11 protein-coding genes and 1 tRNA gene are annotated in these 14,196 nt (G+C 59.2%); 5 read left to right on the top strand and 7 right to left on the bottom strand.

Annotated features, from left to right (window positions below; genetic code table 11):
• Positions 1–118: 118 nt before the first annotated feature.
• Positions 119–1,534: a DUF58 domain-containing protein gene (locus tag EC9_RS03165; protein ID WP_145342298.1), complete on the bottom strand. Its 1,416-nt coding sequence runs from the start codon at positions 1,532–1,534 to the stop codon at positions 119–121.
• A 127-nt stretch (positions 1,535–1,661) separates the two neighbouring features.
• Positions 1,662–3,053: a dihydrolipoyl dehydrogenase gene (gene lpdA, locus EC9_RS03160; RefSeq protein ID WP_145342296.1), complete on the bottom strand. Its 1,392-nt coding sequence runs from the start codon at positions 3,051–3,053 to the stop codon at positions 1,662–1,664.
• Positions 3,054–3,344: 291 nt separating this feature from the next.
• Between lpdA and EC9_RS03155 the strand changes: the two genes are divergently transcribed.
• From EC9_RS03155 to EC9_RS03145, 3 genes are all read left to right on the top strand, one after another.
• Positions 3,345–4,373, top strand: coding sequence for an FAD:protein FMN transferase (locus tag EC9_RS03155; protein ID WP_145342294.1), 1,029 nt, complete (start codon positions 3,345–3,347; stop codon positions 4,371–4,373).
• Positions 4,374–4,436: 63 nt separating this feature from the next.
• Positions 4,437–5,240 (top strand): hypothetical protein, encoded by an 804-nt coding sequence (locus EC9_RS26370; protein ID WP_218934556.1) that lies wholly within the window; start codon positions 4,437–4,439, stop codon positions 5,238–5,240.
• Positions 5,241–5,500: 260 nt separating this feature from the next.
• The gene (locus tag EC9_RS03145) at positions 5,501–6,811 is read left to right on the top strand and encodes a sigma-70 family RNA polymerase sigma factor (RefSeq protein WP_218934555.1); all 1,311 of its coding nucleotides are present in this window, start codon (positions 5,501–5,503) and stop codon (positions 6,809–6,811) included.
• 50 nt (positions 6,812–6,861) lie between these two features.
• Here EC9_RS03145 and EC9_RS03140 read toward each other — a convergent pair whose 3' ends face one another.
• From EC9_RS03140 to EC9_RS03120, 5 genes are all read right to left on the bottom strand, one after another.
• Positions 6,862–8,748: a TolC family protein gene (locus EC9_RS03140; RefSeq protein ID WP_145342288.1), complete on the bottom strand. Its 1,887-nt coding sequence runs from the start codon at positions 8,746–8,748 to the stop codon at positions 6,862–6,864.
• 204 nt (positions 8,749–8,952) lie between these two features.
• On the bottom strand, positions 8,953–9,696 hold the full coding sequence (locus EC9_RS03135) for a hypothetical protein (protein ID WP_145342285.1): 744 nt from the start codon (positions 9,694–9,696) through the stop codon (positions 8,953–8,955).
• A 15-nt stretch (positions 9,697–9,711) separates the two neighbouring features.
• Positions 9,712–10,455, bottom strand: coding sequence for a metallophosphoesterase family protein (locus tag EC9_RS03130; RefSeq protein WP_145342283.1), 744 nt, complete (start codon positions 10,453–10,455; stop codon positions 9,712–9,714).
• 18 nt (positions 10,456–10,473) lie between these two features.
• Positions 10,474–11,025, bottom strand: coding sequence for a YqgE/AlgH family protein (locus tag EC9_RS03125; protein ID WP_145342281.1), 552 nt, complete (start codon positions 11,023–11,025; stop codon positions 10,474–10,476).
• Positions 11,022–12,035: a ketoacyl-ACP synthase III gene (locus EC9_RS03120; protein WP_145342279.1), complete on the bottom strand. Its 1,014-nt coding sequence runs from the start codon at positions 12,033–12,035 to the stop codon at positions 11,022–11,024. The genes EC9_RS03125 and EC9_RS03120 overlap by 4 nt, the downstream gene beginning before the upstream one ends.
• Before the next feature lie 396 nt (positions 12,036–12,431).
• Here EC9_RS03120 and EC9_RS03115 point away from each other — a divergent pair.
• Positions 12,432–12,504 (top strand) — tRNA-Gly (locus tag EC9_RS03115).
• Between the two features lie 39 nt (positions 12,505–12,543).
• Positions 12,544–14,034, top strand: coding sequence for a trigger factor (gene tig, locus EC9_RS03110; RefSeq protein ID WP_145342277.1), 1,491 nt, complete (start codon positions 12,544–12,546; stop codon positions 14,032–14,034).
• Positions 14,035–14,196 lie beyond the last annotated feature (162 nt).

The raw sequence follows: 14,196 nt of genomic DNA, 5'->3' as shown, positions 1-14,196 counted from the left end.
AGACGAGCATTTTACTTGCGATCCTCTGGCCGGGAAGGTCACCACCGAAACAACCCGTCGGGGCAGGGGATTGACGGTGACGCGCCGTTGTCGGATCGGCAGAGCCACCAGAACCGCGTTACAGCAGGTGCTTGGCTTTGATTTCCAGATACTGATTCACCAGCGGAGCGGTCATCTGTTCGGGAAACAGATCCATCGCTAGCACGCCGGAGTGTTTCATGTCCTGAATCACTTGATTCCGCCAACACAGGATCTCCGCCGCCGCCGCCGCACGATACAACCGCTGCGGATCGCTTGACGGATGATCGGCCGCGTCGAACAACTGATGATCTCGCAACAGAATCCCCAGCGGCAGATGTTTGCCGACGAGATTCGACAGGTAATCGGTCACCTGACCGGCGTTCACCTCGTCGATCACATTGGTCGCCATCACGACAAGCGATCGCTGCTTGCAGTGATTGGAGAGATACAAAAACGCCTTATCGAAGCGAGATTCGAAAAGCTGAGGGAACTGGTTGAAGCCGGCCTGCAGCAGTCGATTCATCTGCGCCTTGCCGGTCCGAGGCGGGATGTAGGCGTGGATCCGGTCGGAGAAGCAGAGCATGCCGACGGCGTCGCCGCGAGCCAACGCGACGTGAGCCATCATCAGGAACGAATTCAGCGCGTGATCCAACAGCGTCATCCCGTCGTGCTCGTTGGTCATCATCCGCCCGCAATCGAGCATGAAGATCACGCGTTGCGATTGGTCGGTTTGAAACTGGCGAACGGTCAGCTTGTTCCGCCGCGCGGTCGTCCGCCAATCGATGTGCCGATAATTATCGTCGCGGGAATAATCTCGCAACCGCTCGAAATCGTTGTCCTGGCCGATCCGCCGCGACTGCCGCACGCCGATCAGACTCAGTCGATCCTGCCGCGCAAGCAGGGCGTAATCGCTCAACTGCTTCATGTCGGGATAGACGTTCAGCTTCGATTCGCACGGCAGCTCGATATGCCGCCGCCACAACCGCAGCCCGCTGACGACTTCCAGATAGACCGTCGTCAGTTCCGCCACGCCGCGACGCAGCGGCGTCAACCGCCGCCGAAACGTCAACTGGCTGCGCGAAGGCAGCAGCAGCGGATGCTGTTCCGGACTGCTGAGAAAACCCTCGGGAAGATCATCCCGCACGCTGCCGCGAAGCGATCGCGAGCCGCGATTGATGACAGTCAGATCGACCGAGGTCGGCGCACCGATCGACGCGGTCCGAACCAATTGCCGCTCCGCCGTCAGGCCGCGCGATCCGGGCAACATCAGATAATCGACCAAGCCGACCAACAGGATCACCGCGTCGACAGCGATCACCGCGTAAGCCCATGCGTCGGTCAACGTCACCGCCAGACTGAGCGCCGCCGGGATGATCAACAGCCCGATCCACAACCGACTGGGATAGGTCTTGCGAACCAACGCGACGATCACCAGCGGCAGCAACACCACAGCCAACAACAACCAAGGGTAGTTGGCCAGATGGCCGATCGCTTCGGTTGTGGAATTTGGCATTCCTGCGTTTGTACCTATTCAATAAAACGAGCCCGACGAATTCGCCGCAACAACAGAGAACCGGACGCTAGCGCGTGCCGGCTGATACCTCAAACGGAACCTGTTGCGGGCTCATGCGCCCAACCAATTAAAAGGTGTGCAAGGCGCGTCCATCGACGCCCAACGCCGCTTCGTGCAACGATTCGGAGAGCGTTGGGTGGGCGTGGCAGCAGCGAGCGATATCCTCGGCGCTTGCGCCAAATTCCATCGCCGCCCCGGCTTCAGCGATCAGATCGCCCGCGCGGGCGCCGATGATGTGAACGCCCAACACGCGGTCGGTCTTCGCATCGGCCAAGACCTTCACGCGGCCTTCGGTCTCGCCCAGCGTGTGAGCGCGGCCGTTGGCACCGTAGGGAGCCATTCCCTTCTTGTATTCGACACCCGCTTCCTTCAACTGCTCTTCGGTCTTGCCGACCGCAGCGATTTCGGGATGCGTGTAGACGATCGCCGGGATCACATCGTAATTGAAGTGGCTGCCCATGCCGGTCATCCGCTCGACGCAGACGACTCCCTCTTCCATCGCTTTGTGAGCCAACATCGCACCGCCGATGCAATCGCCCAGCGCGTAGATTCCCGGGACCGAGGTTTGGTAGTTCGCATCGACTTCCAGGAAGCCACGTTTGTCGGTCGCCACGCCGGCGGCATCCAATCCGATCTTGTCGGTCGACGGCACGCGTCCGGTCGCCAGCAGCACGCGATCGGCTTCGATCGTCTCGCCCGCCTTGGTCTTGATCACGCACAGATCGCCTTGAACCTTGGCCGATTCGACAAACGTCGACATCTTGAATTCCAAGCCCTGCTTGGTGAAGGTCCGCTTGGCGATCGACGCCAGTTCGCTATCGATCCCTGTCAGGATGCGATCCAAGGCTTCGAGCACGACAACCTTGCTGCCCAGTCGATTCCAAACGCTCCCCAGTTCCAGCCCGATGTAGCCGCCGCCGATCACAACCAACCGCTCGGGGACTTCGGGAAAGCTGAGCGCCATCGTGCTGTTTCCGATCCGCACGCCATCCTCTTCGATCGACGGGAACGACATCGGCCGCGATCCGACGGCGATGATCGTCTTGGCCGCTTTGACGCGAGCGGGCGTCTTGCCTTCGATCTCGATCGTGTCGGAGCTGATGAAGCGACCGCGGCCGTTGTAAGTCGTCACCTTGTTCTTCTTCAGCAGCATGTTGATGCCGCCGGTCAGCGTGTCGACAACCTTCTCCTTGCGGCTCATCATCGTCGGCAGATCCAACTCGACGTCGCCGATCTTCAGGCCGTGATTGGAGAACGACGTCTTGGCGTCGTGATACAGATGGCTCGATTCCAACAGCGCCTTGCTGGGGATGCAACCGACGCGGAGACAGGTCCCGCCGTAGCGTTCATTTTCGTCGATGCAGGCGACATTCATTCCCAGCTGAGCGGCCCGAATCGCGGCCACGTAACCACCGGGACCACCACCCAAGACAACCAAATCATGCTGCGCCGTATTCATTCCAATCCTATCGATCCAAGAGCTGTAAAATTTTTAACAAGTTGAGTGCGGGCCGCGCGCCCGTGGCCTCGCGACGCCGTCGCGAGCCCTCCTACGCAAATACCGCCGTCGCGCAAGGCTTTACTTTATCGCCGATTCGAGTCCCGCGTGCGACCCGGCAAAGTAAAAGCCAGTCTATATAAGAATAGACAGCCCGCCGGGCCAACCGTTCACCGCAGTCTCATCCCTACCGCACCTAAAACGTACTAAAATGGAATCGTCCTCCACCCCAAACAACCTTCGGCAAATCCTTTGAACAACGCGGCCTCTCCCTCGGAAAACTCTCCCAGCCTCGCCCGCCCCGGCGAACTGATCTCGGTCATCCGCCCCGCGATGGCGACGGAGTTTGAGGTGCTGATGCCGGCCGACGTCGATCGCGAGGCGCCAGAGATCGCGTTGGAAGCCCTTGAATGGATCCGCACGCTGGAGGGAATCTTTTCGGTCTATCGCTCCGACAGCGACATCTCCAAGCTGAACCGTGAAGCTGCCGACGGCCCCGTCCGTGTCGATCCACATCTGTTTAAGATCGTCCAGCAAGCGATCGCGATTTCGGAAGCAACCGCCGGCGCGTTCGACATCACTGCCGGTCCGCTTGTCGACGCCTGGGGCTTCACCAACCGCAGCGGCCGCAAGCCGAGCGACGACGAACTTGCCGCGGCGCTGCAGGCCGTCGGATACAAGAACTTGGAACTCGACGCCGAAGAGCAAACGATCCGCTTTAAACAACCGGGGATGCGGATCAACCTCGGCGCAATCGGCAAAGGGTACGCCCTGGACCAAGCCGTCGCGATGCTGGTCACCTCGGGCGTTGAAAACTTCCTGATCCATGGCGGGCAGAGCAGCATCGTGGCCCGCGGCAGCCGGCGGCCGGGCGAGCCGGGCTGGCCGATCGCGCTGAGCCATCCGATCCGCCCGCAACGCAAGCTCGGCCGCGTGTGGCTGCAGAACGAATCGCTTTCGACAAGCGGCTCGGGGAAACAGTTCTTCCACTATCGCGGCCAACGACTCGGTCACATGATCGACCCGCGGACCGGCTGGCCCGGCGGCGACCTGCTGTCGCTGACTCTGATCGCGAAAGTCGCTGCGGAATCGGACGCTCTGGCGACGGGGCTGTTCGTCGACGGGATGCAGAAAGCGACTCAGTTCGTCGAAGCCAATCCAGGGCTGGGAATCGTGGGGGTCGCTGAGGTCGATCGCAGCAGCGAAGTCGAAGTCGTGGCGGTGGCGATCGCCGACGAGCGCTGGGAACCGTTCCAGCAGAGCTCGCGCGACCTAGACTAGACCTGCGGCAGAAAAGCTCTCGCCGCCACTTCGCACCACGCTCTACGAACCAGGCAAACGCAAATGAACCTTGGCAACGATTCCACGCCGCTCGCGACGCGCCCGATCTGTTCGGATCTCACCGTCGTGGCGATCGTCGGCCTGGGAATGGTCATCTTATTGATGGGCTTCATTGCCGGTGCGATCGTAAATCGAGGCCCCGAGTCTTGGTTCATCTTTGTATTTGTCGGAACGTTGGTCAGCTGGAATGCGACCGTCGCCACCTGCTGCCTAGCCAAGGGGCCACGCCTGCCGCTCCGTTTGGTGTTGCTTGTCGCCACCATTTTGTTTTCGACGGCAACCTCGTCGGTCTTAGGCCGCGATACGATCCAATCTTTCGCTCCCTTCTTCTTGTCGACGGCAATGCTCGCCTGGCTGCTAAGTTTTGCTGCGGGCTTTCCCGCTTGGCGTCTGGCAAACGATCCCGATCCGGCGACGCGATCCCAGTATTCGATTAGCGGTCTGTTGATCCTCACGACTTTCCTTGCCGTGCTGTTCACGCTCTTCAAACAACTGGCTCCAACGCAGCGTGATCTGACAGCGATGACAATCCTGGGTGTCGGCGGGACAGCGGGCTGGTTATTGGGATGTTCGTCGTTTTGCCATCGCACCCATCGGTGGCCACTGGCGACGCTCGCCCTGCTGGCGTTGCTCTGCCTCACGTTCTGGACACTCATGACCAATTACGACTTCGGCCAACCCGGAGGGGACACCTTCGAAGTCTGTTTCGTCTACCCAGCGGCCAGCTACAGCATCCCCGCCATCATCGGCCGCATCCCCCAAAGATCGCCCACACCAATCGACGAAGCCCTGGCAATCGACGCCTGATACCGCTGGCGGGCCTTGCCTTAGCAGCCAGCCTCTCGATTCGCCTTCGCTTTCGCCAAACCGAATCCTTCGAGGGGCTTCCAACTCTGCCAGGAGTACGGTTTCCAACCGACGATTGTCGATCGGGCCCCAACCCTCAAATCGAGCTGAAACGCCTCCGCCCCAAGCTCAAGGGCTGCGATTTTCGCTTTCCGGCATGCCGATTGCACATCTATCGCCTTGCACTTGGCTCTGCCAACTTGATTTGGAAAGGCGATATCATGGAAAAAACAACCCGAAACAGCCGCAGCAGCTGGATGAACCGGAGCTCAACGCCCACGGCTTGGCGGTATCCCAACGACAGCGAAGGGATCGCCGAGTACTTTGCTGCGGTATCGCGAACCGAACTGTTGAGTCCGGAAGAGGAGGTCGAAGCGACCCGCCGGATCAAGCGAACCCGCAATGCCTACCGGCATTCGATGCTCACCCAACCGGCGATGATCGGTGCGGTCGCGGGTTTATTGAGCGATGTGGTGGCCAGCAATCGCCGGGTCGATTCGATCATCGATGTCGCGTCTCACGATAGGACACGTGTCGCACTTTTGCGGCGCGCTCTTCCCGTCGCGGCCCAATCGCTGCTTCGCTTTGAACACGAGAACGCGATCGATCAGAAACGACTTCTCGCCCTCCGGACTTCTCAAAAGCGACGGGCGGCCGCGCGGCAGCGGATCCGCCATCGGGTCTGCGTCTGCCGACGTCTTGTCAACGATCTCCCGCTTCGCTTACCGATTCTCGAACAAGCTTTTGAAACGGCGACGGCGAGAAACCAATCCCCCTCCATCCGCTCGGTTCGATTGCGAGCCAAAGGCTTGCGACGGTCGCTGCAGTCGCAGAAACGCGAATTCATCAGCCACCACCTGGGATTGGTGATCCCCGTTGCCAAACAGTACCGCGGACGTGGACTCGGCTTCTCCGACCTGATCCAAGAGGGGAATGCGGGACTGATGCGGGGGATCGAAAAATTCGATCCCGATCGCGGCTTTCGCTTCAGCACCTACGCCACGTGGTGGATTCGCCAAGCGATCTCGCGATCCGTGGCGATCCAAGCCCGCTCCGTCCGCGTCCCTTCGGGCGTGTTGTCGCGGATTGGCGACGTGCGACGAGCCAGCGAACGATTTGTCCACGCTCACAATCGCCAACCGACAGTCGAAGAGATCGCCCGCCTGACGGGACTGTCGATCGCCAACATTCGGCGAACTCAGGAAGCGATGCGAGAGATGGTCTCGATCGACGACACGTCGGCAATGGCACGACAACCGATCGCCGAACTATTGATCGACGAATCTCAAACGAGCGACCCGAGCCTGGCGTTACAGCGAGAGGAACGCGATCGGAAATTGAATTCGATCCTGGAGGCGTTGCTGCCGCGAGAACGACGTGTCATTGAACTGCGGTACGGAATCAAGGATGGCAGTCCCAAGACGTTGCTGGAAGTGAGCGAAGTGTTGTCGCTGTCGCGCGAACGAATTCGCCAAATCCAAACCTCCGCGATCACCAAGATGCGCGACGCCGTCCAACGACGGGACAATTGAGCGTCGAACGCCAACGGCGCGGCAAAGCCTCCCCCAGCCAGGCGGCTGGTCTACAGCGGCGTCTCGACAAACAACAGGCCGCTAGCGCGACGCAACTGCAAAATCGCCACGTTGTACCGGGCCAGCGAATTCAGATAATTTGATTCCGCCGTTCGCAGACGGTCCTGAGCTTCCAATATCGCTTCGATGCTGGAATTGCCACCGAGCACCGCCAGCTCTTCGACAACCTTTTCGGCCGTCTCGGCTTCGAGCCGCATCTGGGCAAAATTCCCGCGCAGCTTCAGCATCGCGTCTTTGACATCCAAGCGAACCAGATCCATCACAACCTCCAGTTCCTGCGACGCGCGAAGCTCGGCCACGGACGGCTGTGGAAACCGCGAACTGGCCAACTGGTGCTGCGATTGCGGGCCCAACGATTGAAGATGCTGAAGGACCGCTTGGACCTCGGCCCGTTGCGACATCGCCAACTCCAATTCGGTCGATTCGCTGCGTTGCAGATCGCATTCACAGGGAACGTCTTGTGGCATCAATTCGATATCTTTTTGCCAGCCGGGAACGCTGACCAAAAACGCCAATTCGTTCTGAGCCTGCTTCAGCGAGATTCGGGTCGAATTGACATCCGCGCGGCGTTGGCGAATCGTCGCTTCAACCTTTACGAAACGCTGGCGATCACGCTCCGACGCATATTGCCCAGAGGACTGTTCGTACAGCGCCAGCGCCGCGTCGTGATGCCGCTGGCCGATCGCGACGAGGCCTCGCAGACGATAGACGTTCCAATAGGCATCGGCGATCTGCAGCAACATATCGGCAGTTTTCGCGCACGTATCGCTGCGGCTGGCTGCCGTCCGATGGCGAGCAATAAAAATCTGTTCGGACATCAACGTCGGATCGCAGCCCGGCGTTTGAGGCCGGCCGTAACGCAACGTTAGGCGCGACATCCCATATCCACCCGTTTGCGGCAGCATTCCATCGAGCCGCACGATTTCCAAGAGGGGCGAGTGCTGCAGGGCGATCGTGATCAATTGGTCCAAATCGACGGCCACCTTCTGAGGATCATCCAAGTGGCAACCAGTCTGCACTTGATCCTGCCACCACGGCGACCATCTCGCCCAGACGGCTCCGGGGGCTGGTGCGGCCTGGCCTCCGATCGGCTCTTGAATCACGTGTCCTTTTGCTCCTGGAGACTCCACGGCTGATCCGCCGCGGGGCTCCGTTTGCCGAACGCCCAAATCGATCGGCTCCGCCTGCAGCGGTTCCGATGGAAGCATCTCACGCTGAATCGTTTCGGATTCGACAGTCTCCGCCGGCCCATCGCTTCGCAGCGTCTGAGGCAATAATTCGCTCAGCACCCGTGACTTGGGCTGCGAAGGGGAGGGGCTGCGTCCCAAGCTGTCGCTTTCGATCTGCGGCTGCGGCGGTTCGATGCCGCCCGTGGCGGGCGGCTCCTCCGCAGCGGCGCGTGGCAATTCACGGCTTTGGGGCGCAGCGTCGGCCGGTTCTTGAAGCGCGTTGCCTCCTCGACCAGGAATTTGCAACGGACGATTCTCGACCGCAGGCTGCGGCACGGGCAGAACCGCTTCATCGGCCTGCTCGATCGCCGGGACTGGTTTCTGATTCGTTTGGTTCGCCGCAGCCGATTCCTTGCGGATCGAATACTCGCCTTCCAACCGATGGGGAACGACAACATGCGGCGTCGCTAAATCGTTGACTGGCGGCAAACGCTTGGGTTGCGGCCGCGATACCGGTGGTGGGATCGCTGGACGCTGCCGGTCGGGAACTTCTTCGACCAGAATACTGCCCGCCCGCGGTTCGCTGACAACCAACGGATTGATTCTCTGCGGGCCCGATTTGTCTTGAGTCCAAGCCAGCGTCGCCCCGGCGATCACCAGGATCGTCGCGGTTGGAATCAGCAGAATAGAGTGGCGCAAAGTTGCCATGGGAATCACGACCTTCAATCAGCACGGAATCTCGCTGGACGCTCTCCAGGCGACGCATTCAAGAATCGCGGCAGCTATCGAACCACCCGACCTGAAGCGTGGCAGCACCGGACATGCATCCTCTTCGATATCGGAACAACCGATCCAATCCGGCCAAACGTTATCGGCCCGAAGTTACGATTTTCCTGAACTTATTTGCCAGCATCAGCGCGTGATGCGAAGTTCCAAATCGCCGATCGCAACGGTCAAGGGCAGGGCGTTTTCAAGCGTTTGCCCCGGCCGGACCCAGGACCGAAAGCCGACCTTGACCGCGACTTGGGAAGAGAGATTTTCCAGCTGAACGCCGGCCGCCGCACACGAAAGCCGCAGTTGCTTGCGAGAAACCTGCACATTATCGAGTGCCGCGATGATCAATTTTCGCCCCTCCGCAACGTGGACCTCGCCGAACGGGGGCGGTTGCCCGACCGATTGACGCCCAACTTCCAAGCTGCGGTGAAAGCGAGTCCGCACCAACTCGGTTTCGCCCCGCACGACCGAGATCCAACGATGCGGGACCTCCTGCTGAACTCGCTGAACCAACCCTTCGATCACCTGGCGAGACAGACAACCGAAACGACGCGCCAGATCCTCCAGCGTTGGTGGCTCGGACCATCGCAATCGAACCCGGTATTCCTCGCTCAGCAAGTCTTTTGACAACTCCTGGTGATCAGCCAAACCAGGCAGCAGTCGGCAATAATCTTCGACCTGCGGTTCATTGGGAACCACAGCCCGATCGCAATCTGGCGCCGGCAAAGGGAATCGCCAACGGTACTCCAAATCGATCATCACCAGCTCGGCCGCAGTGTCGCGCGAGAGCGCCGGATCGCACAACAGGCGGTCGACTTCCGCATAATGCCGTTGCTGCCAAGCCGCTTCAAATGCCGCGAACACTGCGGTTTCATCGATCATGCAACCATTGCCTGATTAGTGCTTTGTTGGCGAACCATTTCTCGAGAGGCGTTCTTGCACGAACTTCCCCGCGGCGCGCAACCGCCGCATCATCGCCAAACCGAATTGACGACGAGCATGCCCGTGCAGGTTCGCTTGCCAGACCTCGGCGGTGTCTAAATCCATCGCCGTCAACCAACCGCCGCCGAAACAATAAGTGTCCAGGCAGACCAGGTGCCCGAGATCCAACACCTCCAGATTCGCTTGCGGCGTATGACCGACGAAAACCCGCTTGCCGCTGATGTGCGGCAGCGGCGCGACCGGCGACAGATGCTCCCAAAACAGATGCTGTTCGCCCAGTCGATCCATCGGCTGGTCGGGCAGGTAGGAGGCGTGGACGCAGATATTCTGCTCGTCTTCCCAGTAGGCGCCGCAACACCTCAGAAAATCGATGTGAGCTGGAGGAATGTGCCGCAGCGCGCCGCCGTAACTGGCCAGCGTGGCGTTCCCACCACACATCATCCAGATCTTGTCCTCCATCCCACCACAAACGACCCCCATAAACATGATCTCATGGTTACCCAACAATGGCACCAAATTGCACCGCTGCTGCAGGTCGATCAATTGGTCGATGACCCCGCGACTATCGGATCCGCGATCGATGTAATCGCCTAGAAAGACCAGCGTATCCTCGGCCGTCGGGTTGATGTTTTCCACCAACGTTCGCAGCGCTCGGCTGCAACCGTGAATATCTCCAATGGCGATCGTGCGTCCCGACATCGTGTTCGACTCTCGGGGCTAGTTCATTTGGGAATCGACATCGGGAGCAGACGGGACCGCTTCGCCGATGATCGAGCGTCCGACGCGTTTGACCAACGATTCCCACAACGGCTCAAAATCGCCAAAGACCTCGTCCGCAGTGGCATCGCAGATCAACCAACCGCCGTATTGCAGTTCGGCTTCTAATTGGCCAGGCCCCCAGCCGCTGTAGCCAGCGAAAAACCGGACCCTCGCTTGGGGGCGATTTGCCAACAGGATGATCGACTCTTGTTCGCTGCTCACAAACAATCCCCCCTCGCAATCGAGATCGGCCAAGTTGGCATCTTCGTGCAACGCACACAGCGGCCCCTCGACGGGCCCCCCAAGATAAACCAAATCCTCGCGAAGCGCGGTGCTGCCCATCGTCGACTCAAGCAATTGCTGCAACTGCAGGTCGCTGGGACGGGTGAGGATCAACCCCAACGCACCATCGACATCGTGCTTGACCATAAAAACAACGGTCCGCTGGAAATTGCTGTCGGGCAGATAGGGGGACGCGAGAAGAAATTTTCCGTTCATCAGCTGCGTCATCGGTCGACTCGCTCAAACGTATCTTTCCACAAACAACCAGCCCACGACCACCCGACGCCAAATCCGACCAGCATGTTCGTGGCCCCTTTGGTCAGCGTACCATCACCGCGCAGTTCGTCAATCAGAATGGGGATGGTCGCCGAGACGGTATTACCGACGTCGCGGAGCCGAATCGGCAAACGGTCTTCGTCGACCCCCATACTGATCCGCAACTGTTCCAACATCTTAAAAGTCGCTTGATGCAGCAGGAACAAATCGATGTCGTCGGTCGACAGATCGTTGCGTTGGACGATCTCTTCGATCAATTTTGGAACCGCGCCGACGGTGAAATTGATCAAACTGGGGCCATCCATATAAAGACGACTCTTCCAACGTTTGCGATGTCGCGGCTTATGAGCATCTTCGGGGGGGCGAGCACCACCATCGGCGACTAACAAAGTGTCCGCTCCACTCCCATCGCTGCCGAACTGGAAGCCCCACAACGACTTTTCGTCGCTGGCTTGGACCAAGGTCGCCGCCGCGGCATCGCCGAAGATTGTCCGCAGACTGCGATCGTCGGAATCGATGTATTTCGAATAGGTCTCGGCGGTTATCAGCAAAATCCGCCGGGCAACCCCCGATTGGATCAAACCGTCGGCCATCGCCAAACCGTAGACAAACCCGGAACAACCCAAGTTGTAATCGATAGCGCCGCAGGTCGATGACAGCCCCAGTCGCTGCTGCAGCAGACAAGCTGTCGTCGGCAGCGGGTAATCGGGGGTCTGAGTGCAAAGCATTATAAAGTCGATCGATTCGCGATCGATGCCGTGCTCTGCAAACAGTTTTTCCGAAGCCTTCACCGCCAGATCGGCTGCGGTCTCACCAGGGGCGGAGATATGCCGCTGCATGATCCCCGTCTTTTCCCCGATCACCTGCAGATCCCAATTGGGGTGTTCGGCTTGCAAAAAAGCGTTGGTTTCAACGCGTTCGGGCAGATGGACGGCGATTGGTCCGATTTGGGCGTAAGGCACGTGGAACCTTCGTGAAACAGGCAGACTGAACCAGGCGGGACAAAACGCCCAAACCGCGGCACAAAACTAGCATTCACCGCAGCGATGCCCAGCGTATCACGCCATTCTCCCCTCCGGCAACCGGTCGGCAAATCGCCACGAACCGTTAATCTGCCTTTTTATCCGCTACAGTTTACCACCGGGCCTTGCACGGGATCGCGGGAGTTCTATAATTCCCCTCATGTCACAGAGGTGTTCGCGACGAAACAATTCGTACAGCATTCCCACTGAGACGCTGAACACGCAAACGCAAGTGTTGCCAACAACATCACTGGCTCATCCGGACCACGGAAACATTCCATGGAACCCGAGCCCGACGTAAGACGTGTTCAACATTCAGAGTAAAGGAATTTCCAGGCGGGTGTAGCTCAGTTGGCAGAGCACAACGTTGCCAACGTTGTTGTCGTGGGTTCGAATCCCATCACCCGCTCTTCTACTCTCTTTTTTCTCTCGAGAGGCCCCCAACGGCATGTCCACAACCGACGCCCTAAGTTCGTCCGAAACTACCGAAGAAACCAAGCTGACGCTGACCGTTGCGGTCGATGCGCCACAGACTTGTCTTCGACACGTTGTTGTGACCGTCTCTCGAGCCGATGTCGAACGCTACCTAAAGAACGCCTACGACGAACTGGCTCCCGAAGCCAGCGTTCCTGGCTTTCGCGCCGGTCGCGCGCCGCGCAAGCTGCTGGAAAAGCAGTTTAAGGAACGCGTTGCGGACCAGGTCAAGGGCCAGCTGTTGATGGACAGCCTGGGACAAGTCACCGAAGAACAAGCGTTCTCGGCGATCAGCGAACCCGACTTCGATTTCGAATCGGTCGAACTGCCCGAAACCGGCGACTTCCGCTTTGAATTCAAGGTCGAAGTCCGCCCTGAGTTCGACACCCCCGAATGGAAGGGCCTCAGCCTGACCGAACCGGACGAACAAGTCGACGACGAAGCAATCGACGCATCGATCGCTCGCGTGATGACCCGTTACTCGAAATTCGAAGCAGTCGACGACGCTGCCAAAACTGGCGACCAATTGCTGCTGACCGCGACCTTCCGTCATGACGGCGAAACGCTGTCGGAAATGGAAGAAGAACGCGTCGAACTGGGTTCGGGCCTCAGCTTCCCCGATGGTCGCTGCGAAGAATTCGGCAAATTGATGGAAGGGGTACGCGAAGGCGAAACCCGCACCGGCAAGGTGACTGTCAGCCAGGAAGCCCACCCAGAACTGGGCGGAAAAGAAATCGAAGCCGAGTTCCACGTTATTGAAGTCAGCCGCAACGAAGTGGCCAAACTGACCCCTGCGGTCTTGGAAGAACTGGGCGATTTCGAAACCGAAGCGGAACTTCGCGAGTTCATCTCCGAAAGCCTGCAACGGCAGATCGATTACCGCCGCCAACGCTCGCTGCGAAGCCAGATCACCAAGACGCTGACCGAAGACGCCAACTGGGAATTGCCTCCAGATCTCGTACGCCGCCAAACGCGACGCGAACTGGAACGCCAAATCCTGGAAATGCGACGCAGCGGATTCCAGGAAGAAGACATCCGCAACATGGCCAACATGGCGCGTCAAAATGCACAAACCCAGACCGAAGCGTCGCTGCGAGAACACTTCATCCTGGAGAAGATCGCCGACGACCAAGACATCGATGCAGCACCAAGCGATTATGACGATGAAATCGCGTTGATCGCCGAACAGAGCGACCAGCCCGAACGCCGCGTCCGTGCTCGCCTGGAAAAATCGGGCCAAATGGATGCCCTGCGAAACCAGATCGTCGAACGCAAGGTAATCGAAATGATCACCGCCGACGCGACTCTCACGAAAGAGCCTGTCGAAAAGTCGGGCGACGCAAGCGGAGCCCGCGACTTCTCGGTCGACCACAGCTTGGTTCGCGCCAAAGAAGAACTGCCCGAAGCGAAATACGACGACAGCAACAAGGGCGAGGCTTCGGAAACGCCAACCAACAAGTCGTAGCGATTGCGGCGATTGGCGATCCGCCAATCACAAAACCAAAATGAATCAAAGGGACAGGTTTCGGCCTGTCCCTTTTTTCGTTGATCGCTTGCCTTCGATACCCCGCCGCAACTCCGATGCTCCGCCACCGAAGCATCCACGCATCCAAAACGGCTTGCGGCT

This window comes from Rosistilla ulvae, assembly GCF_007741475.1.
GTDB classification, from domain to species: domain Bacteria; phylum Planctomycetota; class Planctomycetia; order Pirellulales; family Pirellulaceae; genus Rosistilla; species Rosistilla ulvae.
This window is presented reverse-complemented; position numbering and strand designations above follow the sequence as displayed.

What these genes read in the sequence shown, in the direction of transcription:
- lpdA (WP_145342296.1), bottom strand. Translation starts at nt 3,053, where the DNA reads ATGAATACGGCGCAGCATGATTTGGTTGTCTTGGGTGGTGGTCCCGGT.
- EC9_RS03140 (WP_145342288.1), bottom strand. Translation starts at nt 8,748, where the DNA reads ATGGCAACTTTGCGCCACTCTATTCTGCTGATTCCAACCGCGACGATC.
- tig (WP_145342277.1), top strand. Translation starts at nt 12,544, where the DNA reads ATGTCCACAACCGACGCCCTAAGTTCGTCCGAAACTACCGAAGAAACC.
- EC9_RS03125 (WP_145342281.1), bottom strand. Translation starts at nt 11,025, where the DNA reads ATGACGCAGCTGATGAACGGAAAATTTCTTCTCGCGTCCCCCTATCTG.
- EC9_RS03135 (WP_145342285.1), bottom strand. Translation starts at nt 9,696, where the DNA reads ATGATCGATGAAACCGCAGTGTTCGCGGCATTTGAAGCGGCTTGGCAG.
- EC9_RS03145 (WP_218934555.1), top strand. Translation starts at nt 5,501, where the DNA reads ATGGAAAAAACAACCCGAAACAGCCGCAGCAGCTGGATGAACCGGAGC.
- EC9_RS26370 (WP_218934556.1), top strand. Translation starts at nt 4,437, where the DNA reads ATGAACCTTGGCAACGATTCCACGCCGCTCGCGACGCGCCCGATCTGT.
- EC9_RS03130 (WP_145342283.1), bottom strand. Translation starts at nt 10,455, where the DNA reads ATGTCGGGACGCACGATCGCCATTGGAGATATTCACGGTTGCAGCCGA.
- EC9_RS03165 (WP_145342298.1), bottom strand. Translation starts at nt 1,534, where the DNA reads ATGCCAAATTCCACAACCGAAGCGATCGGCCATCTGGCCAACTACCCT.